At 41.4% G+C, this 19,827-nt stretch carries 23 protein-coding genes, 2 tRNA genes and 1 pseudogene; 17 read left to right on the top strand and 9 right to left on the bottom strand.

Annotation, left to right across the window (positions count from 1 at the left end):
• The 4 genes from NTV63_04505 to NTV63_04520 all read left to right on the top strand — a co-directional run.
• Positions 1–337 (top strand): hypothetical protein (locus NTV63_04505; GenBank protein MCX6710181.1); only part of this gene is annotated, 337 nt, incomplete at its 5' end.
• 149 nt (positions 338–486) lie between these two features.
• Positions 487–681 (top strand): hypothetical protein, encoded by a 195-nt coding sequence (locus NTV63_04510; protein MCX6710182.1) that lies wholly within the window; start codon positions 487–489, stop codon positions 679–681.
• Entirely contained in the window at positions 678–1,235 is a 558-nt protein-coding gene (locus tag NTV63_04515; GenBank protein ID MCX6710183.1) for a recombinase family protein, read from the top strand. The genes NTV63_04510 and NTV63_04515 overlap by 4 nt, the downstream gene beginning before the upstream one ends.
• 80 nt (positions 1,236–1,315) lie before the next feature.
• Positions 1,316–1,492 carry a hypothetical protein gene (locus tag NTV63_04520; GenBank protein ID MCX6710184.1) on the top strand — a complete coding sequence of 59 codons (177 nt, stop codon included), beginning with the start codon at positions 1,316–1,318 and terminating at the stop codon, positions 1,490–1,492.
• Between the two features lie 31 nt (positions 1,493–1,523).
• Here NTV63_04520 and NTV63_04525 read toward each other — a convergent pair whose 3' ends face one another.
• The 4 genes from NTV63_04525 to NTV63_04540 form a co-directional block, all read right to left on the bottom strand.
• Positions 1,524–4,172 (bottom strand): N-6 DNA methylase, encoded by a 2,649-nt coding sequence (locus NTV63_04525; GenBank protein MCX6710185.1) that lies wholly within the window; start codon positions 4,170–4,172, stop codon positions 1,524–1,526.
• 2 nt (positions 4,173–4,174) lie between these two features.
• A complete protein-coding gene (locus NTV63_04530) occupies positions 4,175–4,390 on the bottom strand; it encodes a winged helix-turn-helix domain-containing protein (protein ID MCX6710186.1) in 216 nt (71 codons plus the stop codon).
• A complete protein-coding gene (locus tag NTV63_04535; protein ID MCX6710187.1) occupies positions 4,387–4,611 on the bottom strand; it encodes a hypothetical protein in 225 nt (74 codons plus the stop codon). The genes NTV63_04530 and NTV63_04535 overlap by 4 nt, the downstream gene beginning before the upstream one ends.
• A 304-nt stretch (positions 4,612–4,915) precedes the next feature.
• Entirely contained in the window at positions 4,916–5,080 is a 165-nt protein-coding gene (locus tag NTV63_04540) for a hypothetical protein (GenBank protein MCX6710188.1), read from the bottom strand.
• 291 nt (positions 5,081–5,371) lie between these two features.
• Between NTV63_04540 and NTV63_04545 the strand changes: the two genes are divergently transcribed.
• The 5 genes from NTV63_04545 (at position 5,372) to NTV63_04565 (ending at position 10,832) form a co-directional block, all read left to right on the top strand.
• Entirely contained in the window at positions 5,372–5,983 is a 612-nt protein-coding gene (locus tag NTV63_04545; GenBank protein ID MCX6710189.1) for a transposase, read from the top strand.
• A 98-nt stretch (positions 5,984–6,081) separates the two neighbouring features.
• Positions 6,082–6,762: an NUDIX domain-containing protein gene (locus NTV63_04550; GenBank protein ID MCX6710190.1), complete on the top strand. Its 681-nt coding sequence runs from the start codon at positions 6,082–6,084 to the stop codon at positions 6,760–6,762.
• A gap of 247 nt (positions 6,763–7,009) precedes the next feature.
• The gene (locus tag NTV63_04555; protein ID MCX6710191.1) at positions 7,010–7,645 is read left to right on the top strand and encodes an NYN domain-containing protein; all 636 of its coding nucleotides are present in this window, start codon (positions 7,010–7,012) and stop codon (positions 7,643–7,645) included.
• 79 nt (positions 7,646–7,724) lie between these two features.
• Positions 7,725–7,898: transfer RNA gene (locus tag NTV63_04560), tRNA-Leu, on the top strand.
• 600 nt (positions 7,899–8,498) lie between these two features.
• Positions 8,499–10,832: an S-layer protein gene (locus NTV63_04565; protein MCX6710192.1), complete on the top strand. Its 2,334-nt coding sequence runs from the start codon at positions 8,499–8,501 to the stop codon at positions 10,830–10,832.
• A 200-nt stretch (positions 10,833–11,032) separates the two neighbouring features.
• Here NTV63_04565 and NTV63_04570 read toward each other — a convergent pair whose 3' ends face one another.
• Both NTV63_04570 and NTV63_04575 read right to left on the bottom strand, forming a co-directional pair.
• Complete coding sequence (locus NTV63_04570) at positions 11,033–11,587, bottom strand: HEPN domain-containing protein (GenBank protein MCX6710193.1); 555 nt, start codon at positions 11,585–11,587, stop codon at positions 11,033–11,035.
• Positions 11,584–12,207 (bottom strand): nucleotidyltransferase domain-containing protein, encoded by a 624-nt coding sequence (locus tag NTV63_04575; GenBank protein MCX6710194.1) that lies wholly within the window; start codon positions 12,205–12,207, stop codon positions 11,584–11,586. Before NTV63_04575 ends, NTV63_04570 begins: the two co-directional genes overlap by 4 nt.
• A gap of 252 nt (positions 12,208–12,459) precedes the next feature.
• Between NTV63_04575 and NTV63_04580 the strand changes: the two genes are divergently transcribed.
• Positions 12,460–12,810 (top strand): ribbon-helix-helix domain-containing protein, encoded by a 351-nt coding sequence (locus NTV63_04580; GenBank protein MCX6710195.1) that lies wholly within the window; start codon positions 12,460–12,462, stop codon positions 12,808–12,810.
• On the opposite strand, the gene NTV63_04585 is transcribed toward NTV63_04580, so the two are convergent.
• Entirely contained in the window at positions 12,785–13,201 is a 417-nt protein-coding gene (locus NTV63_04585; GenBank protein MCX6710196.1) for a PIN domain-containing protein, read from the bottom strand. The two genes, NTV63_04580 and NTV63_04585, sit on opposite strands and share 26 nt — an antisense overlap.
• A 111-nt stretch (positions 13,202–13,312) precedes the next feature.
• On the opposite strand from NTV63_04585, the gene NTV63_04590 reads away from it, so the two are divergent.
• A complete protein-coding gene (locus tag NTV63_04590; protein ID MCX6710197.1) occupies positions 13,313–14,527 on the top strand; it encodes a radical SAM protein in 1,215 nt (404 codons plus the stop codon).
• Positions 14,528–14,593: 66 nt separating this feature from the next.
• Positions 14,594–15,292: a hypothetical protein gene (locus NTV63_04595; GenBank protein MCX6710198.1), complete on the top strand. Its 699-nt coding sequence runs from the start codon at positions 14,594–14,596 to the stop codon at positions 15,290–15,292.
• Positions 15,293–15,342: 50 nt separating this feature from the next.
• Here NTV63_04595 and NTV63_04600 read toward each other — a convergent pair.
• Together NTV63_04600 and NTV63_04605 are read right to left on the bottom strand one after the other, a co-directional pair.
• Positions 15,343–15,440 (bottom strand) — tRNA-Gln (locus NTV63_04600).
• Positions 15,441–15,496: 56 nt separating this feature from the next.
• Positions 15,497–15,868: a hypothetical protein gene (locus NTV63_04605; GenBank protein ID MCX6710199.1), complete on the bottom strand. Its 372-nt coding sequence runs from the start codon at positions 15,866–15,868 to the stop codon at positions 15,497–15,499.
• Between the two features lie 244 nt (positions 15,869–16,112).
• Here NTV63_04605 and NTV63_04610 point away from each other — a divergent pair, with 244 nt between their 5' ends.
• The 5 genes and pseudogenes from NTV63_04610 to NTV63_04630 all read left to right on the top strand — a co-directional run bounded on the left by NTV63_04610 (position 16,113) and on the right by NTV63_04630 (position 19,341).
• Positions 16,113–16,802 carry a peptidylprolyl isomerase gene (locus NTV63_04610; GenBank protein MCX6710200.1) on the top strand — a complete coding sequence of 230 codons (690 nt, stop codon included), beginning with the start codon at positions 16,113–16,115 and terminating at the stop codon, positions 16,800–16,802.
• 115 nt (positions 16,803–16,917) lie between these two features.
• On the top strand, positions 16,918–18,003 hold the full coding sequence (gene ftsZ / locus NTV63_04615; protein MCX6710201.1) for a cell division protein FtsZ: 1,086 nt from the start codon (positions 16,918–16,920) through the stop codon (positions 18,001–18,003).
• A 27-nt stretch (positions 18,004–18,030) separates the two neighbouring features.
• Entirely contained in the window at positions 18,031–18,231 is a 201-nt protein-coding gene (locus NTV63_04620; protein ID MCX6710202.1) for a protein translocase SEC61 complex subunit gamma, read from the top strand.
• A 62-nt stretch (positions 18,232–18,293) separates the two neighbouring features.
• Positions 18,294–18,806 (top strand): transcription elongation factor Spt5, encoded by a 513-nt coding sequence (locus NTV63_04625; GenBank protein MCX6710203.1) that lies wholly within the window; start codon positions 18,294–18,296, stop codon positions 18,804–18,806.
• Between the two features lie 52 nt (positions 18,807–18,858).
• Positions 18,859–19,341, top strand: a pseudogene (locus NTV63_04630) (50S ribosomal protein L11).
• Positions 19,342–19,827: the final 486 nt, after the last annotated feature.

A 19,827-nucleotide genomic window follows, 5' to 3' on the forward strand; every position in this document is an offset into this window, starting at 1 on the left:
CGGCAAATATGTCACTGAGGAGAAGCCTGACTACTTCATCACCCGCGAGGAAGGCGAGCCGGACATCATTGAACAGGAGGTAAGGAAACTCAAGGATTTCCTCTTCGCGGACGAGAGTACGTTCTCGGACGAGAAATACAAAACCTATCAGAAGTTCACGAACGACAGAATCATGCGACAAGTATCGGCCATGGCCAAGCGCTTCATCGTGAAAGGCCAGAGCAAAGCCATGCGGGCAGCGCTGCAAGGCAATTCAGTGCTGAGCTTCCTGAACAGCATCGGCATCATCGTAGAATATGAGAGCGATGTGGTAAGTAATGAGAAAAGAAGCTTATAGGTTGTGGGGGTTAATCAGCGCAGTAGTTGGCGGGCTGGTGATTGCGGTTGCTCCAGAAGAATGGCTTGGGTATATTCTCCTTTTGTTGGGTTTCCTCATGTTCACACAACACAAGATCCTCGCCGAGCCGTGGGGTTGGGGTGGTACTCGTGAGCCAATCAAGCGTGTATGAACTATTGGAGCAATACAAAGAGCACGCACTGACCTGTAAGCAGATAAGCCAGATGCTCGGGTTAAGTAAAGGCTCGGTGGTAAAGTCGCTCAATGTGCTTATCCATCTCGGCGAGGTTGATATTGCGTTCCAGGGAGGAATCAACCGACCAGTATATAGGTGGAAGGGATGAGGGCGGCTATATATGTTCGGGTGAGCACAAGCAAGCAGGATGCAGACAACCAACTGCTGCAGCTGCGGCCCTATTGCGAGCGCAGCGGCTATGAGGTAGTATGTGAGCATAGCGATGTAATGAGCGGCAAAGAGACGAGCCGGCCGGCCTACGATCGGCTCTTCCAGGAAGCGCACCAGCACCTCTTCGATGTGGTGGTATTTTGGGCATTGGATAGATTCAGCCGCGCCGGCACGCTCTACACGCTCCAAAAACTCAAGGAGCTTGAGAATCTCGGCATAGAGTGGGATAGTTACCAAGAACCATACCTCCGCAGCGCAGGGCAGTTTAAAGACGTGGTGCTGGCAGTGATAGCCACCGTGGCAAGAATGGAGCGCGAGCGGCTCAGCGAGCGCACCAAGGCCGGCATCAACAAGCCCGGGGTGCGTGAGCGGGTTGGCAAGCGCGGGAAGGACAAGAGACCCAGGAGCAGGGCAGGGTACTTTAAGCCAAAAAAAGGGTATCTAAAAAAGAGCCCCTCTCCTACGAGTGAAATCCCTGCAGGAATCCTCTGAGAAAAAACGGGCGTTTTTTTAGAAAGATTAATATACTACCTTTAATTCCTTTTTAGTAGCTAATTTTAGGGTTTGATTTGATGGAAGAATCGCTTACAGCTCTACGGTTCAGAAAGCTCAAGGAGGCATTTCTCTATGTCACCCTCGGAAGAAAGACCTTTTCCGAAAAGAAGAAATATTCTCTCACAGACTTATTCTTCCCTTTTTGGCCTTTAAGATTAATCAGGCTTTGTGTAGTAAGTGACTCCTGTGTATAAAGTCCGAAAAGTGTGTAAAAAGTAGGCAGATTCACTTAAATATGATTTTTGGAGCTTCCAATATTTGAGTTATTGCCTCTATTTCCTGGGCTCTTGCATGCTTGGCTTTTTCAATGTTCAGCATAATTGCCTTTGTGATTTTATCTTTGTCCTTTGGAATTGGAATGATAAGATTTTCTTTCAGGTATTCATCATTAAGCTCTCGTTGAGTATAACCACTACACAGATGAAAGAATTGCTTTTGAATGATGTCTGAACGGAATATTGCCCACAAAAGAGAAGCCTCTGCATAATCTTGTGGTCTAATACCATAAAATCCGTTGCTTGCAAGCTGATTGTCCAATTCTTTTGGTATGATAACTACCTTTTTTAATGACCTAAAAGGTTTAGAGAACAATACATCATTCTCCCGAATGGGAAGTTTAGCTCTTGCCGCAAGTTCCTTTCTCGTTCCCATCTCCCAACCATCTGGGACTATGAACCCTCTCTCCTTATCAATGGCACTTATTTCTATATACTTATATTCCCTATCGTCCTCTACATCATCTTCGCTAGTAACGGGGATTTGTATTCTTGAATAATCAGCTAGTTTTTTAAGAATACATGTGCCCTTTCGTTCTCTTTCGTTAAGCGTTTTGAGAAGGCGATTATATGACGGCTGGTGAAAGAATACATCAATCCTGTCAGTCAGTCTTTCAGGACTAATCAGAAATAAATGGTCGTTCTCGTATTCTCTGATGGGCTTTTCTCCTCCGAGGAATAACTTACCTTCCCGTTCATATCTTTCATATTCTTTCAGCACTATATCAAAATCATCTGTGCTTTCTTCCTTACCTGAAACATTATGACCTACATTGTCAATAACCCTAGCAAACACGCATGGTTGTTCTTGTTGCTCACTCTTACGCTTTTCCAAATAGAGTATAGAAGTGATACCTCCCGCCTCTTGATTGACGAACATGTGAGTTGGCAGTTGAAATACAGCTTTAATGAGGTAATTACGCCTAATGAAATCCCGATATTCTTTGTGACTAAAAGTGTTCAACACGCTGTTATCAAGAACAATTAGAAGCTTTCCACCCTCTTCGAGCAAGTCAGCATACCTAGCAATGAAAAGCACATTGGACTTCACGCTTGCTTTAAGTTTTTGAGTTCCTGCCTCGAATGTAAGATTTTCCTTTTCATTTGTGCTGCCATACTGTTCAAGAATTGCTTTTTCTCCCTTCTCCTTTTTCCGATAAGACATACTGAATGGTGGGTTTGAAAGAACAACCTTGAACTTCCTATTTTTTGTAACGATTATGTTCTTGAGCTCCTCAATTTCTCTCTTGAGTTCGGGTTTAGTGCCAGACCTTATAGTAATTTCTTTATCAAGTGAATCCGAGCAATATATTCTACTACCCCCATCCCCATGAACATACATGTTCATACGAGCAATGCGAGAGATTTTGGGGTTGGCTTCAATTCCAAAAATTGCTTCGGTCTGTATGGCTTCAAGTGCTTCCTTCTTATATGGTTTTAAAGCAGGATTATCCTGCACTTTATCAAGCAAGTCAGCCATCGCATCAATCAGAAAACCGCCACTGCCACAGCAAGCGTCCATCACGGAATCAATTTCAATCTCACCATTAACTCTCCTAATCCTTAAATTGGCGAGTTTGGTCATGAATTTAACTGCTTTTCTTGGTGTAAAATACTGTCCGAGTTCCCTTCCTCTAATTGTTGCGTTAAGAAATGTCTCAAACATACGCCCATTTAGGTCTTCGTCAATACTATATAGGTCATAGTTTTGTAGCACCTTCACAACTTCAGCAATGGTCTCTGTATGCAGGTCAATACCTTCGTTTGGGGTGAAAATTGGTTTTTTCTTGTTTTTCTCAATTTGTTCCTGAAGTATTTTTTGTAACTCTGCGAAAAGTATGCTACTTAACGGGTTTTCCGTCTCGGTTTCTCTCTCTTCAAGCCAGTCCATTGAGAATTTGAAATCATTGCGTTTTGGTTCCCGTCCAGCATCAATAATTGCCCGTATTCTTTTGTCTTCATTAAGTTTCACAAAGATGATTTTTGAAAATTCATAAAATGCATCAGTTGGGCTAATCTTTTCCTTTTTCCAAATGATTTGGTGGCATTTGTTAAAAGCGTTCTTGACTTCCTCCACTGTTGGTTTTGAGAAGAAAGTAGCAAGGGCAATTTCATTCTTTCCTGTCTGCTCTTTTATATTCTCAAAACTAATTAATTCATAGAGCTTTTTATATTTAACATTGTCAGGAGAGAAGTCTTCAAACTTCATGTTAAGGATTGATTCTTCCTCATCCCATTTATAGAGTTTGAAAGTCCCGCCATTCATGAGTATGGTAAACCTTACAGGATTTTCACCTCTGAACTGCTTGTTCAATGCCAACGCATATCCTGATACTTGATATGTGAAATTATCAATAATCTCATCAGGATGTTTGGCATCCACAACTATTTTGGGTTTGCGTTCACAGAAGCAAACATAATCAGGTTTGTAGTTTTCTTTATGCGACCCCTTACTTACAACCAATTCTGACAGGGATTTCTTTGTCTTAATATTCTTGTCTTCATATCCCAGCTTTTGCAGTAATCGTATTGTGAAGAACTGTTCAACATCACTCTCATTTTTTAATGTTGATTTGTCGCAGAACATATTTGTAGTCATGCTTAACTCACCTCCTGATAGTTGAACTTATAGTATTTTCTTTTCCCTTGCTTGTAGAGGATGACAACATTTTTTACCATCAATTTTGGTATGTGTTTTTTGACTGTTACCCAACTCACTCCTGCTAATTTGGATATTTCCATCATACTCATTGGGCGATGTTCCTGATACATGGCTTTTAAGATGAGTTTCTGGGTTTTTGTCCATTTCTTTTTCATTCTTTCATCCTACCTATCAAAGCGAACTTATCGCCTTCTCTGATGGCTCTGAACTCAAATTCTTCGCCACCTTTGAGGTTAAACATCCTGACGAATTTTTTGGGTATTCTGATGGAGTATTGGGTTTTGTCGTAGATTATCGTCATTACTTTCGGCGGTAATTCCTTTTCTTCTTTCAAAAACTCCTTCAATTCGTCTTTTTCGTCCTTCTTTAACGTCATTATATGAATAAGTATAGTCCTACTAATATTTAAGCATTGTTGTTGTTTACGATATAGTTTAATAAAAATAGTCCGAAAAATAGTAACATTTATATAGTTAGGCGTATTATCTATTATTAGTCCGATAAACTATAAAGGAGATACAAAAATGGAACAAGAACAAATCCAAGCAAGGAAACAAAGGGGCTTACAATTAGCCCAAACAACAACAATCAACCGCACACCAAGAGGGTGGTGGAAAGTGCCGAGCCAAAGTGGGCGTGGCTACTACTATGTTAAGAGCAACGGAGCAGAAACAAAATGTTCATGCCCCGACCATGAATTGAGAAACTGCAAGTGTAAGCACATTTGGGCAGTTGAATACATCGTAACGAGAGAGATAGACAACGCAGGAAACACAATCGTCAGAGCAGTCAGGCGAACTTATAGTCAGGACTGGAGAAGTTACGATATGGCGACTATAAACCAAAAGGCTCTTTTAATGAAGTTTTTAGGAGATATAACCAACCAGATACCTAATCAAGAGTATAAGTTTGGCAGACCGCAGTTGCCTGTGGGCGACATGGTTTACAACAGCGTGATGAAAGTGTTTACAACCTTTTCTTTGAGGCGGTTTATGAGTGATATGGCGATAGCACAGGAGAAGGGATATATCAAAACCAAGCCCTGCTACGCTTCTGTGGGACATTTCTTGCAGAGGGAGGACATCACACCAATACTACAAAGGATAGTTACGCTTACAAGCCTACCCTTGAAGTCGGTGGAAACTACTTTTAGTGTGGACAGCACAGGCTTCGGGACTTCGGTGTTTCAGCGATGGTTCAGTTTCAGGCATCAGAGGGAAATCAGTAGTAGGAAATGGGTAAAGTGCCATTTTATCAACGGAACAAAGACCAACATAGTTACAGGAGTTAAGATAACCACAGAGTTTGACAACGACTGTCCTGAACTGCCTGAACTTGTGAGAGCCACAGCACAGCATTTTGAGATGGATGAGGTTAGTGCTGATAAAGCGTATTTGAGCCAAGAGAATATGGAGCAGATAGCCGAGCAGGGTGCAACACCTTTCATTCCGTTTAAAAGCAACAGCAAGGCGAGAAACAATGGAGCAGTATGGAAGCGTATGTATCATTTCTTTATGCTGAACAACGAGGAGTTTTTACAGCACTACCATAGGAGAAGCAACGCTGAAACCACAGTAAATATGATTAAAAGCAAGTTTGGGGATAGTGTAAGAAGCAAGGAATGGACAGCACAGGTCAATGAAGTCCTGTGTAAAATCATCTGCCATAACATCTGTGTAGTGATACAGGAAATGCACGAACTCGGTATTGAACCGCTATTCTGTGTAGAAAGTCAAGCATCTGTGTAATAAGTCAGGGCTTTTCCCTACTTCTTACACAAAGCCCCAATCGGCACTCAAATTGTTAATTGCAAATTTTTATAAAAGAAACGGGTTTAGAAGATTGGATGACAGACAAGTTTGAAAAAGAGGTTCTCGTGGTTCCCAGGGCAAAGCTTTTTTTGGAAGATGAATTCACCGGATTCAGAGAGATGAAAGGCGCAGAATATCTAAAGCGCATAAAAAACTCGTTTGAATTCATAAAAAGGGGGCTCGCTGAAACAAACCCTTCATACAAGCAGATAATCCCATATGCAGTGATAGCCAACAAGAAAAAGGGAAAGGCATATCTCTATACACGGGGCGCGGGAAAGGGGTATTCTGAAAAGAGATTATATTCAAAGGGCTCAATGGGCGTAGGAGGGCATATAGAGCACGAGGACTGCAACGAAGGGGAAAAGGGATTCCTGGAAAAGGCAATGCTCAGGGAAATCTCAGAGGAAATCTCAATAAAAGGAAAAATGGAATACAAGCTCTTCGGATTCATAAACTTTGAGAACACAGAAGTAAGCAGGGTGCATTTCGGCGTTGTTTACCTTGTTGAAACCGATGCAGAAGAGGTATCCTTCAACAACGAAGAGATAGCATCTGGAAAAATGATTTCAGGAGAAGAGCTGGAAAAAGCAGCAGGAGAGATGGAGCTTGAGGAATGGACAGAGATTCTCATTGCCCCGATAAAGAAATACCTTGCTGAAAAAGTTCAGGCCAGAAAGAAAGAAAAAGGAATCAAGGAACTTAGTAGGAAATAATATGCAATGACAATATCATCTGCCTGTATTTAAGAGAAACTAATTATTGTTTTTTATAGTTAATATAAGTTAATATAGGTTAATATATACTATAATATAACAATACTTATATATAACCCTAGTTTATTTTTAGATCTAATTAACTCCCTTCTGTTGTAAAGCCTAAAAACTTTACAACGGAAGGCACCATTTTCTTAAATAATTTAAAACGAATATTTAATAAATGAGTAAGTAATTTATTAAAACAATGGAAATTAAAAAACAGAGAGTAATTGCTTATTATGATGGTAGTAACTTTTATCATTTAGCTAATGATAATTTTGGACTTAAAGGATTCAATTTTCTTACTTTAACTAAAGATTTATTGCAAATTAATGAAGAATTAAAATTGATAAAGTATTTTACTGCACCAGTGAATCAACAAGAAAAACCAGGTGATGCAGTAAAACAACAGAAATTTTTAGCTTATTTGGAAAAAGAACCCTTAATCAAAGTATACTATGGTAATCTTGTAACAAGAAATTTAGAATCAATTAAGGTACATTGTAATTATTGTAAGAAAGATGTAATCACTGAAGATGTGAATTGTCCAATATGCGCTAGGCTCATAGATTTAGCTTACGCAAAGAAAACAAGAGAAAAAGGGGTTGATGTAAAACTTGCTATAACTTTAATGTTAGATGCTATTGAAGATAAATATGATACTGCTCTACTTATAAGCAGTGATGCAGATTTTGTACCCGCTGTAGAATATATTATCCAACAAAAGAAGAAAAAAGTGGTTTATTGCCATTTTCCTGAACCATTTACCAGCGATTTAGTGCATACTTGTTCAGATACACACCTTTTAACAAAGGATCTCCTTCTGAAGCATCATGTTTAATGCTTTAAACCTGATTTTAATGTTCCCATTTTGTTTTTCAGATACATTTTTAAAGTAATTAAAATCCCAAATCTTCTATGCGGGGATGCCGGAGCGGTCAAACGGGACAGGCTTAGGACCTGTTGGCTTAGTGCCTCCGTGGGTTCGAAACAACCGGTTACGCTCAGTTGACGCGCAAGAGCGTGGCGGGACATTCCTTCGGAAGTCCCGCAGTAGAAAATGTAACTGGTTGGCGAAAGTCCTACTCCCCGCACTTTTTTACAAAAAACTGCGCTAAAAAGAGATGAGACATAAAGCCTCATAACCGCGATATCAAAGTTGCATTGATTTCGCGGTAGTGGAGCCTTGTGCTCCACCTTGCGTATTAATCGAGCGTAACCAATTATTTTAAAAAAAGATGCATTAAAACTAGTCAAGTGGGACATAAAGTCCCACGAAATATCCAAAGATTTTAAACTTGCATCAAAACTAGTCAAGGAGGGCGTAAAGCCCTCCGAACTTAACGAAAAACAAAAACCTGCGCTAAAAAGAGATGCAGCGTAAAGCTCCGTTTTGCAGCGCATCAAAGTTTATTCATGAAATATTCCGCCGGTAAATTGGTATTTTAACTATTATTGCGTGGTATGGATTAATGAATTTGGCGTTAAATTTTCTACTTTATAGTTACATCATAATAGCGCAAGATTTATAAAATAATGGCGCATCTCCAATGATGAAAGCAGTGATTACAGGGAAGTAAGCCTTGAAACTTTCCTCGAGACATAGTGATAGCCGAAACGTTAGAAGTGAATTCTAATTGGAAAGATAGCCCAACAAAAGAACTTGGACAAACACTAAAATGGAGGTGTTTTAATTGAATAAAGCAATAAAGAGAATTATAGCATTAGGAACTGGAGTAGCCATGCTTGGCGCAACAGTGCTTGGTGCTATGGCTGCAGCTGATCTGTCTGCATATCCCAAGCCATTTGTACAGGATGGGAAATTCAACGGACTGATCGTTGTAGGAGCAGGAGCAAAGACTGAGGACGTAATCGGAGCCACAGAAGTTGCCATGAGCCTACAGGCAGCAAATGTAGTGACAAAATCACTACCAGGAACAGCAACAACAGCCGTCGAAGGCGGAGCTGGAGTCCTGACAAGCGGGCAGAAGTTGTACTTAACAGACAACATGACCTCTGTCAAGGAAACCATAACCGCAACAGACCTGCCAGTTTTCCTGAAGAAGGGAACATTAACTGACACAGACGGAACAAGCTATGAATACACACAGCAGATAAAAGTTGTGAACAACAGCGCAATGGTAAAGTTCGGAACACCATCTGGACTCAGCAATGAGCCACAGGTTTACCTTAACTTGCCAGACAACGCAGTTTACACAATGGAACTTGTGTTCCCAACAGCTGTTGATACTCTGAAGCTTGACAACAAGGTAATAACAATATTCGGAAAGGAATACACCTTCGCAGGAACAGATTCCGATCTGAATGCCTCAGGGACAAACGGACTTGTCATGTACGGAAGCGGAGTTGACAAGACCTTAACAGCAGGAGAAGCAGCAACAATATCTGTTTCAGGCGCTGACATCCCAGTTGAAGTGATTGGAGTCAACACAAAGACAACAACAGCAACAGCAACAATAAAAGTCAATGGCGAGCAGCAGGCTGTAACAGCTGGAAGCACCTATCTCCTTGGAGGAGTCAGGGTATATGTAAGAGACATCTTCGCATATACAGTTCCAACAGAACAGGGAGCAGTAAGGCTTTTCGTCGGTTCTGACAAAATCAGAATCAAGGATGGTGCTGAAATCAGAAAGGGCTCAGTAGACATTGACGGAACAGCTGCACGCGTAAGCGCAACAGGCGGAACCTCTGTCTCAAAGATAAGGTTCGATGTTGAGCCATACGGAGTTGACCCAGAAGTGAAATACCTCAAAGAAGGAAAGGAAATGATTGATCCAATCTTTGGAACCTTCAAGGTATCATTCACAGGACCAACACCTGCATTTGAAGCCAGCACAAGGGACAGCATAAAGCTGATGCCAACTGCTGAGGACAAGGCAGCTATTGAGTTCACCAACAGGGCAGGACAGAAGTATTCCAGCTTCAACATCCTGGCGGGCAACGAGACATCAGGAGGAACATTCCTCGTAAAGCACGACGAATATGACATCATAACAGACACAACAACTAATATTGATGTCGGAGACTTCTTTGTTGTCACACCAGGCGGCGGATACTCCCACATTTTCGAGCTGAAGAAGATTGATACAAGCCCGAAGATAATAAGAGTCAAAGACGCTGCAGTTGGCGGAGAGACAAAGGAAATCTCATGGGATGCCACAAGCGGAGCAGGAACATTAAATGTCGACGGTTATGACGTAACCTTGATAGTTAATGACCTTACAACTCCAACAAAGCTGAACAGCACAACTTATGGAACAGACTATGTCTACACCAAGAGCGGAGCAAAGATAACCCTGCCAGCCAACAACGGACATGTGCACATCAGAGAAGAAACTGACTACAATGACGGCACATACAAGTGGGCTAGCGGAACAACTCTCGGCAATGCAGATGTAACTGTTACATTTGCCTACTCATCACAGGCAAGCACCTATGATATGCAGGTAAATGCGCCAACAGGAGAAGGAATTAGCGTCCAGAGCATCGGAAGCACATATGACCAGAGAGCTTTGACCTACTACGGCACATTTGTGAAGTACAACACCAATTCAGACCAGCTTGAATTCTTTTATTCAGGCGAGGCCACACACTTTGGAGTGTACTTTGCACCAACTGCTGCATTAACAACAACAACTGGCGGATCCACATACACAGAAGTGCAAAGGATAGAAGTTGGAGCAGCTGTGCTTGACACAGAAGTGGCTGACTACACAGCACAGAATGTGATTGTTGTAGGAGGACCATGCGTCAACTCCATCGCGGCTGCTTTGATGAAAAACCCAGCTGACTGCACCACAGGATTCGAGCAGGGCAAGGCAATCCTCAAGTTGTATGAAAGCAACGGAAAGGTTGCACTGCTTGTAGCTGGTTATTCAGCAATGGATACCAGAAGGGCTTCAAGAGTCCTTGCTGACTACAGCAAGTACAAGCTCGCAGGCGCTGAAATGGAAGTTACTGGCACAACAATGACTGATATTGCAGTCGCTGTGCCACAGACTGCATAAGTAAGCAAGTGAAGGCTTTGTAAAAAAACAAAATTTTTTATTTTTTTTTATTTTTCTTCTAATTTATTGTTGAAACATATTGAATCTTTATTGTTATAAAAAAGATTCAAGAATGGGCTCATTGGAATTTAACAATATCAAGTTTTAAGAATAGGAACGAGCAGGATTAACACTTTTCTTTGATTCTATTACGCACAAAATCAAAGATTTTGTTGGCTAAATATCTCTTCAATCTTTGTAATAAACTCATCAGCATCATCTAATGCGGTTTTTGCCATTTCTTTGGAAATTGCAGGGGTTGCATCGTATTGCGCAGTTTCTCTCTTTGTCTTTGTCTGGATAAGCTTTGTTATTAACTGTTCGCTTAAATCATAAGCTTTTGCGAGTTTATGAATGTCTTCTGTTTCAAGCTTCTTGTCCTTGACAAAGTTATGCTCCAAAACAGCAATTGTTGCTGCATGGCTTTTTGATTTATATCCAAGCTTTGCAAGTGCAGATAAACTGGAAGAGTACATTGAATAATAAGAAACTATAATTACCCAATCATATATTTCAAAATCAGATGCGAGACTGAGCATTTTTCTCATTTCTTCCTGCTCTGAAATCTTAAAGAGAAGATTAGCAACCGCAAAGTTCTTTCTTGCTTTTGCCAAAAACGGCTTTTCGAGTTTTTTATGCTCATCATTCCTGAAAAGCTGTTCTTTTTTCTGATAACCCTCGATTTTTCCTTTTAAGAATTCATGCCTGCTTTTCATGAGATAATCCTCCAGAACATTTCATGCCCGTATAAAGAAATTCCGTGTTCTCTGGCTTCTTTTCCTACATTTAGCTCTTTTGCTCTTAGCATTTTTTTTAATTCCTCAACATCTGTAATTAAAGGGCTTATTTTGATATTGTATGAATATTGATAGCTCGCACTTTCTCTTTCTATTGATTCTCTCAGGTTTTTATTCTTTAGATTATTCACTATGAACATTAAATCAATGTCAGATTGCTTTGTTGTTGTGCCTTTTGCATAGCTTCCGAATAAAATAACCGAATGGATTTCAGAAAAGTATTTTTCAGCAAGTTTTGAGATTAAGCCCTCTATAATCGCGTTTAGCTTTGAATGCTCTTGGTATAGCTCTTCTTTTTTTATGATATCTAAGGATTCAAGCAAATGTCTTGTTTTTGCACCAGCAAGATTTAATTTGCACTGTTTTGAATGCCCTATCTTTTGCACCTGAATTATCTGTTCTTTTTCCATTTCAATAATATGATTGTATGCTGGACGGTACCCTATTCCAAGCTGCTTGGAGATTCCTAATATAGTCTGCCCTTTGTCTAATTCTTTTCTCATGAGCCTGATAATTTTAATAAGTGTTTTTTGCCTCATTTTTAATTATTCACCTAATGAATAATATTATTCACTTTAGTATTTAAATGTTTCGTTCATCCGCCCTCTCGTTTGCCGTTTAGAAATGACTCCCAGACAAATAATGAAGTGTTAAAGTAATAGCAAGACATTCTTTTCCATTAAATGCGAATCCTGGTTTATATGCACTGCTGGAGAAAAACAAAGGAATTTCCGGAATACACATTTTTGCAAAGCAAAAGTTTATATATCCGAAGTATATACTATGGATATATGACTACTCAAATGATAACTCTGAAGCTTGATTCAATGTTCCTGAAGAGAATAGACGCTGCTGTAAAGGAAAATGCATACCAGAACCGGACTGAGTTCATACGGGCATCGCTTCATGAGAAGATAGACCCAGAAAGAGAAGCAGAGGTCAGGAAAGAGCTTGAAAGCGCATTAAAAGAAATAAGAAAAGGGATAAAGCACAGAAAGCCAATAACTGATGAGGAGTTTGAGCGGACAAGAAAAGAAGTATTCAATGAATCCTCAAAGAAAAGGGAAAAAGACCCGCTTTACGGGAAAAAACGTCTGGAAAAAATCCCAGGAAAATTCATTGAAGAAGTTCCTCGGGCTTGAAATGCTTGGATACATAATCCAACAAGCAAAAGTGATTATCCCTTGAGATGAGGATTGAATTTGTTCTTTTTGCAAGCAATGCGTGCAGTGCATCGCCGGAAGGCACATTTTTTAAGGACGCAAGCAAAGCTGCTTCCCTTCGCTCTTTGGAAGTTGAGAATACCTTAAGCATGTTTTTCTCAAACTGGCGAAAAAGCCCGTTTAGTTCCTCAAGAGAAAAATATCTTAAAAGCTCATCCAAGACTGCATCAGATATCACAATCTTGTTTCCTGAGGAGATGATTTGCTCCGCGAGCTTCAAGCCATATTCACCCAAGGGCTCATTCTGAAAGCCAACCCTGTCATTAAGAATATCAATCCAGATTGCAGTATCAAAATAATAACGGGGCATGCCATTATCTGTAAATTCTGTCTTTATATGCGTTGCCTGAGAAAAGCACAAAATTTTCGGCACGCTCACAAAATCAAATGCTTTTTATATCCCTGCTGAATTACTGATTTTATGGCTGAGCTTAAGTTCCAGGACATTTCCTTCTCAGAGGGAAAGGATTCTGTCAGGGCAAATTTTCTAAGAATATTCTGCTTTGAAATCCCAAAAGAAGAGCTTTCAGGAATAGCTCCGTTTAAGATAGATTCCCACAGCATAAGCTTTGAATGCCCTGAAAAGAGAGCCAGCAGCAGGTTCTACAACCTGCTTGAAAGGGGCTTTCTAAAATTAAAAAATTCCATAAACGGGAGAAAGGCAGTTTACATTCACAGGAACTCAGGAATTCCCCTTATCGGGAGCAATGCTTTTGGGATAGTGGACAGAAACACATCCTGCGTTGAAGTCAAGCCAATAACAGGATGCAACATTGACTGCGGCTTCTGCTCAGTTGATGAGGGGCTCACGGGAAAGAAGACAAATGACATTGTGGTTGAGGAGGAATACCTCATCAGCGAATTCAGGAAGCTTGCTGAGAAGAAAAAGTGCGGGCTTGAGGCGCACATAAACGCAAACGGCGAGCCCCTTCTTTATTCACGGATTGTGGATTTAATCAGGGACCTTAAGGCAATTCCCAATGTAAATACAATATCCATAGACACAAACGCAACAATGCTCACAAAAGAGCTCGCAGGGGAGATGGCAGAAGCAGGGCTGACAAGGTTCAACATATCCCTGAGCGCAATTGACGATGCTGAGAGCAGCAGGATAAACAGGTGCAGACTGGACACACGCCATGTAATGGAAATAGTAGAGTATGCTGCAACAATCGCAGACGTTATAATTGCGCCTGTCTGGATTCCAGGGCTTAATGACTCTGAAATCCCGAAGATAATAGATTTTTCAAAAAGAATCAGGAACAAAAGCCAGAAAACTCCATTTATCGGAATCCAGAACTTCCTGAACTATCCCCACGGCAGAAACCCCGTGAAGGGGATTGAAATGGAGGAATTCCGGAAAAGGCTGGCTCTGATTGAGAAGAAATCAGGCGAAAAGCTTATTCTTGGAAAAGAGGATTTCGGGATAAAAGAAACAGAAAAGCTCCAAAAGCCGTTCAAAAAAGGGGACATTGTCTCAGCAGAGATAAAGTGCGAAGGCAGGTTTCCCAGAGAGAGGATAGCATGCGCAAAGGACAGGAACATAACAATCCTCAGCTGCGACAAGGACTCAGGCATTGTTAAAGTGAAAATTCTAAGAAGCAAGCACAACATCTTCCTCGCAAAGAAGATATAGATTATCCGTGTGCATTTTTAAGCAATTTCAAAAAACTTAAATAATCAGACATTTCCCAAGAGTTTTATGGGAAATGCGGGGGATGGCGACAAAAGCGTTGTGATAACATATGAAACCCTCTTTGAGATTCAAAGGAGGGAAAAAAACAGGGACGACCTCCAGAAGCTTGACCCGACCTTTTTCTCAGATGTGGTGAAATACCTTCAGGACAAGAAGAACATACTTTCGCAGGCGCAGTCAACCCTTTTCTCATCAGAAGAAAAGGAAAAGACAGAGATTCAGGTTCAGAACATAAGAAAAATCATAAAAGACCTCTATGACAGGAGGGAAAGGAAGATAATTGAGACTGCAATAATAAAATCAAAAACCAAATCCTCGGCAATAGCAATAGAAAACATGCTCCCTGAAGAAAAGCACATATTCAATGAAGTTGTAAAGGTTCTTGACCTTGCAAGGGAAGATGTGCTTTACAGCATAATAAATGCAAAAGAGCCCGAGCTTATGCAGGAAATCCGAAAAGAGAAAAATGAAGAGCATGAAATTAAGCATGAAGACGAGAATGCGCCTGAAAAGAAGGCAGAGGGAAAAGACGATAAGAAGGAAACAAAGATGGTGAGGTTCCTGCAGGCAGTCCCGAGATTCTACGGATTTGACTCTGAGATATACGGCCCCTTTGAGCAGGAGGACATAGCGTGCCTGCAGAAGGAGCTCGCAGACGTATTAATTCTGAAAGGGCGCGCAGAGCAGATAAGCGACGGAAAATAAGAAAAAAAGAAAAAAGGGAAAATTGTCCCTCAACATCATTAAAATATGAATAGCCCCGCCCGGATTCGAACCGGGGTCCCCAGCTTTCCTCAAGCAATTTTATATTGCCTCCAAAGGCTGGGATGATTGGCCACTACACTACGGGGCTTTGCGAGGTAAGTCAAATTAAATGCCGGTTTTAAATATCTTTGCAAAAATAAAAAATTACTCCTCAGGAATCATCGTCCAGCCGAGCGATTTCATCTTTCTGGATAAAGAGCCTTTCACAAGCACCTCAATATGGTATCCCTGCGGGCATGTCTTGCACGCATCGCAAACTGCAGTTCCATCAGGAACAGCAATTCTCCTGTAGCCGAGAACCTCAATATCAAAGGAGTTTGAAAAGTATGCTGTAATCAGCTGCTCCTCAGTCGGCGCCTTTACAAACTGCACATGCCCCTCAGAATACCACTCCTCCCATGGAGTTTTCTCGCACTGCATTGGCTGGAATCTGAACCAGAGCTCCTTGGAATATGCGCAGGAAGAAAGGACAAGTGAAGCTATGCAAAGCGCAATTATAATGTATTTTCCATTCATGAAAATTCACCCCTTTTTTATTACAGATAATCAGAAATTGTTTTTTATTTAATAAACTTATTCAATTGCTGTCCTTCAGCGGATTAATCTGATAATCTGAGTTCCGAGCAATTGCACTTTATTCCGAAAAATTTATAAATGCACCCCTGTTCTTAAAAATAAGCCTTTCTAATGATTCTATCCAAATTAGAGGGGACTAGAAAGATTGAAACGCTCACAAAAACGGAAAAAATGAGGGATTGTAATGGCAATAAAGAAAGGGGATTTTATTGAGATTGCATTCACAGGAATGCTTGACGACGGAATGGTTTTTGACACAACAGATGAAAAAACAGCAAAGGAAAGCGGAATCCACAATGCAAATTCAGAATATGGTAATTTAATCATGTGCGTTGGCGAGGGGCATGTGCTTTCCGGGCTTGACACAAAACTCATCGGGAAGGAAACAGGAAAGGAATACGATTTCAGGCTTACTGCCGAGGAAGGATTTGGAAAAAAGGACACAAAGCTTCTGAGGCTCATTGCAACAAGCAAATTCACAAAGCAGAACATAATGCCCCAGCCAGGGCTTCAGGTCAGCATTGACGAAATAATGGGGACCATTAAATCAGTAACAAGCGGAAGGGTGATAGTTGACCTCAACCATCCCCTCTCCGGAAGAGCCCTTGAATACAAGGTGAAGATTGGAAGGCTTGTTACAGATTCCAAGGAAAAGGCAAATGCAATCCTCAAGATGAGGCTTGGAATAAGGGATGCTGAAATCACAATTAATGAAAGCGCGTGCGCAATAAAACTGAAGAGCAAGGTTCCAAAGACAGTTTTAGACACAGTCACAGAAGAGATAAAAAGATTATGCGGATTTTCAAGCGTTGAATACACAGAGCCGGAAGAAAAGAAGGCAGAAAGCGCAAAAGAGCCGGAAAAATCCAAATAGAACTTTTTGAAAGGTTATTTGCAACAATTCATGTTCAAGGGATTTGCGGAAAAATTTAAATACCTGAAAAACCAAAGGTAAAACACAGGACAATTACGCTTAAAGAGGTGCACAAATGGCTTATATCCCGGGAAATGCAGTACACAGAAAGACTCTGCCGATAGACGCTGAGCTGGAAGAGATTGTCGGAAGGCAAAAGGCAACAATAAAAGTCGTCGGATGCGGAGGAGCAGGCAACAACACCATAAACAGGATTACTGAAGTGGGGGTTACCGGAGCAGAGACAATAGCAATAAACACAGACGCCCAGGATTTGCTTTACACAAACGCTGACAAGAAGATAATCATAGGGAGGGAGCTCACCAAGGGATGGGGAGCTGGTTCAGACCCGAAAATCGGCGAGCAGGCTGCAAGGGAAAACGAGCACGAAATCAAGGAAGCCCTTATCGGCGCTGACATGGTTTTTGTAACATGCGGGCTTGGCGGAGGGACAGGAACCGGTTCATCGCCGATTGTAGCAGACCTGGCAAAAAAATCAGGCGCGCTGACAGTCGGGATTGTTACGCTTCCATTCTCAATGGAAGGGAAGAGAAGGTTTGAAAACGCAATAACCGGGCTTGAAAGACTGGAAGCTGTCGTGGACACTCTCATTGTGATACCAAATGACAAGCTTCTCGAGCTTGCGCCTGACCTTCCGGTCCAGACTGCATTTAAGATTGCTGACGAGGTATTGACAAACGCAGTCAAGGGAATTGCCGAGCTTGTGACAAAAGCTGGGCTGATAAACCTTGACTTTGCTGACATAAAATCAGTAATGTCAAACTCGGGCGTTGCATTGATAGGAATGGGAGAGTCAGACACAAACGACAGGGCTACAGAGTCAGTTGAAAAGGCGCTGGAGAGCCCGCTCCTCGATGTGGATGTAAGCGGCGCAAACGGAGCATTAATCAACATATGCGGAGGGCCTGACATGACTCTTGAAGAGGCAAGGAAGGTTGTTGAGACAATCTCAGACAAGCTTGACCCCAATGCAAAAATCATATGGGGCGCCCAGATAAGCGAGGACCTTGCAAAAACAGTGAGGACAATGCTGATTGTAACAGGGGTTAAGTCCCTGCAGATTTTAGGCCCTGTCAATAAGACAGTTGACCGAAAAAGAAAGGACATAGAAAACGAGCTTGGAATAGAATTCATAAACTAAAAAAATAACAGGCAAAGGTGGAATGAGATGAGCTTTGGTTCAAAGGTAAAGGATTCAATGAAAAGGATTAAGACATTTGTGATTGAGTGCAGGAGGGTGTTACAGATTACAAAGAAGCCCTCAAGGCAGGAATTCAGCGCAATAGTCAAGGTGGCAGGGCTCGGAATGATAGCAATCGGGGCAATTGGCTTTGTGATACAGCTCGCAAGGACTCTTCTAACCCAGTAATTATCTGACAGCACATAGTCTAAATAATCTAAAAAAAAGAGATTTCAGGAAGGTATTTTAAAATGGCAGAAGAAAAATCAGGCGAATCAAAGATATTCGCATTAAGGGTTACAGCAAACAGGGAAGACCAGATAATGGACTTCGTTTCAAGCAATGTTGAAAGGAAAAAGATAAACGTTTTCTCAGTCATAAGGCCGCACGGCATGAGAGGCTACATTTTCCTCGAAGCGCCGACTGCCCAGGATGCAGATGAGGCAGCGAAGAATGTGCCATACGCAAGGGGGCTTCTACCCGACACAGTGGCTTACGAGGAAATAGAGCACATGCTTGAGCCCAAGAAAAAGTCTGAAAGCGGCGTTAAGAAGAATGACATAGTTGAGATAATAGGCGGACCTTTCAAGAGGGAGCAGGCAAAAGTCATGAGGATAGACAAGACCAAGGAAGAGGTTGTTGTTGAGCTCCTTGAGGCAGCTGTCCCAGTCCCGATAACCCTGAAGCTTGACTCTGTCAAGACAATAAGAAGAGAATCTGAAGAGGAGGAAGAAGACAAGGATGATTCTAGAGATGATTACTAAAAGCCCAAATTTAGAAATCTTTATAAATTAATCCTTAATCCCAAAACTCAAAATGACAAAAGACACAATTGAAGTTTTAGTAGAAGGCGGAAAGGCAACAGCAGCGCCTCCGCTTGGACCGGCATTAGGACCTGCAGGAGTGAACATCGGGCTTGTTGTGGCTGAAATCAACAAAAAGACAGCAAGCTTCAAGGGCATGCAGGTGCCTGTAAAGGTAATAATTGAAACAGACACAAAGACCTTTGAGATAAGGGTGGGAACACCCCCGGCATCACAGCTGATATTCAAGGAAGCGGGAATTGAGCACGGCTCAAAGAACCCGAAAGACGAAAAGATTGCTGACATCAAGATTGAGCAGGTAATCAAGATTGCAAAGATGAAGGAGGATTCCCTGCTCGGGAAAAACCTCAAATCAAGGGTAAAGGAGATAATGGGAACATGCAACGGCATAGGAATCCTTGTTGAGGGAAAGCCTGCAAGGGAAAGCATAGCAGATGTTAATTCCGGCAAGTTTGATGAGGAAATCAGGCTTGAAAAGACAGAAATCTCAGCAGAAGAAGTAAAGCAGCTCCAGGAAGAAAAGACTCACCTCGCAGAAGAACTCGAAAAGAGAAGAGAGGAGTTCATGGCAAAAGCGAAGGAGATAATGAGCGCAATGCAGGGCAAGGAGAAAAAGGCAATAAAGATGAAGATGAGGGAAGCAAAGATTCCAGACGAAATCATCACAGAACTCCTGCCGGCAGAGGAAGTGCCGGGAGCAGCAGGCGCTCCAGCTCCAGGAGCAAAAGCCGAGGCAAAGCCGGAGCAGAAGCCGGCAGCAGGGAAGAAATAAAACACTTCCCGCTTTTTTATTTTTTTAAAACTTCTTATTTTTTAACCTGATTATTTGAACACTCACCATAATTACTGAAAAGAATTTGTTTTTCTGGTGTTGACGATTACAATTTTTTAATAATTATGATGAGACGTTTGTTTTACGTTGTTGACGAATACGAAAACAACTATTTTTTTATAATTATAA

The sequence above is a fragment of the Candidatus Woesearchaeota archaeon genome (assembly GCA_026394965.1).
Taxonomy (GTDB): Archaea; Nanobdellota; Nanobdellia; order Woesearchaeales; family 0-14-0-80-44-23; genus JAPLZQ01.

Excerpts from the sequence above, each read along its gene's own strand:
- NTV63_04515 (MCX6710183.1), top strand. The coding sequence starts at position 678 with ATGAGGGCGGCTATATATGTTCGGGTGAGCACAAGCAAGCAGGATGCA.
- NTV63_04520 (MCX6710184.1), top strand. The coding sequence starts at position 1,316 with ATGGAAGAATCGCTTACAGCTCTACGGTTCAGAAAGCTCAAGGAGGCA.
- NTV63_04525 (MCX6710185.1), bottom strand. The coding sequence starts at position 4,172 with ATGACTACAAATATGTTCTGCGACAAATCAACATTAAAAAATGAGAGT.
- NTV63_04530 (MCX6710186.1), bottom strand. The coding sequence starts at position 4,390 with ATGAAAAAGAAATGGACAAAAACCCAGAAACTCATCTTAAAAGCCATG.
- NTV63_04535 (MCX6710187.1), bottom strand. The coding sequence starts at position 4,611 with ATGACGTTAAAGAAGGACGAAAAAGACGAATTGAAGGAGTTTTTGAAA.
- NTV63_04550 (MCX6710190.1), top strand. The coding sequence starts at position 6,082 with ATGACAGACAAGTTTGAAAAAGAGGTTCTCGTGGTTCCCAGGGCAAAG.
- NTV63_04555 (MCX6710191.1), top strand. The coding sequence starts at position 7,010 with ATGGAAATTAAAAAACAGAGAGTAATTGCTTATTATGATGGTAGTAAC.
- NTV63_04570 (MCX6710193.1), bottom strand. The coding sequence starts at position 11,587 with ATGAAAAGCAGGCATGAATTCTTAAAAGGAAAAATCGAGGGTTATCAG.
- NTV63_04575 (MCX6710194.1), bottom strand. The coding sequence starts at position 12,207 with ATGAGGCAAAAAACACTTATTAAAATTATCAGGCTCATGAGAAAAGAA.
- NTV63_04580 (MCX6710195.1), top strand. The coding sequence starts at position 12,460 with ATGACTACTCAAATGATAACTCTGAAGCTTGATTCAATGTTCCTGAAG.
- NTV63_04585 (MCX6710196.1), bottom strand. The coding sequence starts at position 13,201 with ATGCCCCGTTATTATTTTGATACTGCAATCTGGATTGATATTCTTAAT.
- NTV63_04590 (MCX6710197.1), top strand. The coding sequence starts at position 13,313 with ATGGCTGAGCTTAAGTTCCAGGACATTTCCTTCTCAGAGGGAAAGGAT.
- NTV63_04595 (MCX6710198.1), top strand. The coding sequence starts at position 14,594 with ATGGGAAATGCGGGGGATGGCGACAAAAGCGTTGTGATAACATATGAA.
- NTV63_04605 (MCX6710199.1), bottom strand. The coding sequence starts at position 15,868 with ATGAATGGAAAATACATTATAATTGCGCTTTGCATAGCTTCACTTGTC.
- NTV63_04610 (MCX6710200.1), top strand. The coding sequence starts at position 16,113 with ATGGCAATAAAGAAAGGGGATTTTATTGAGATTGCATTCACAGGAATG.
- ftsZ (MCX6710201.1), top strand. The coding sequence starts at position 16,918 with ATGGCTTATATCCCGGGAAATGCAGTACACAGAAAGACTCTGCCGATA.
- NTV63_04620 (MCX6710202.1), top strand. The coding sequence starts at position 18,031 with ATGAGCTTTGGTTCAAAGGTAAAGGATTCAATGAAAAGGATTAAGACA.
- NTV63_04625 (MCX6710203.1), top strand. The coding sequence starts at position 18,294 with ATGGCAGAAGAAAAATCAGGCGAATCAAAGATATTCGCATTAAGGGTT.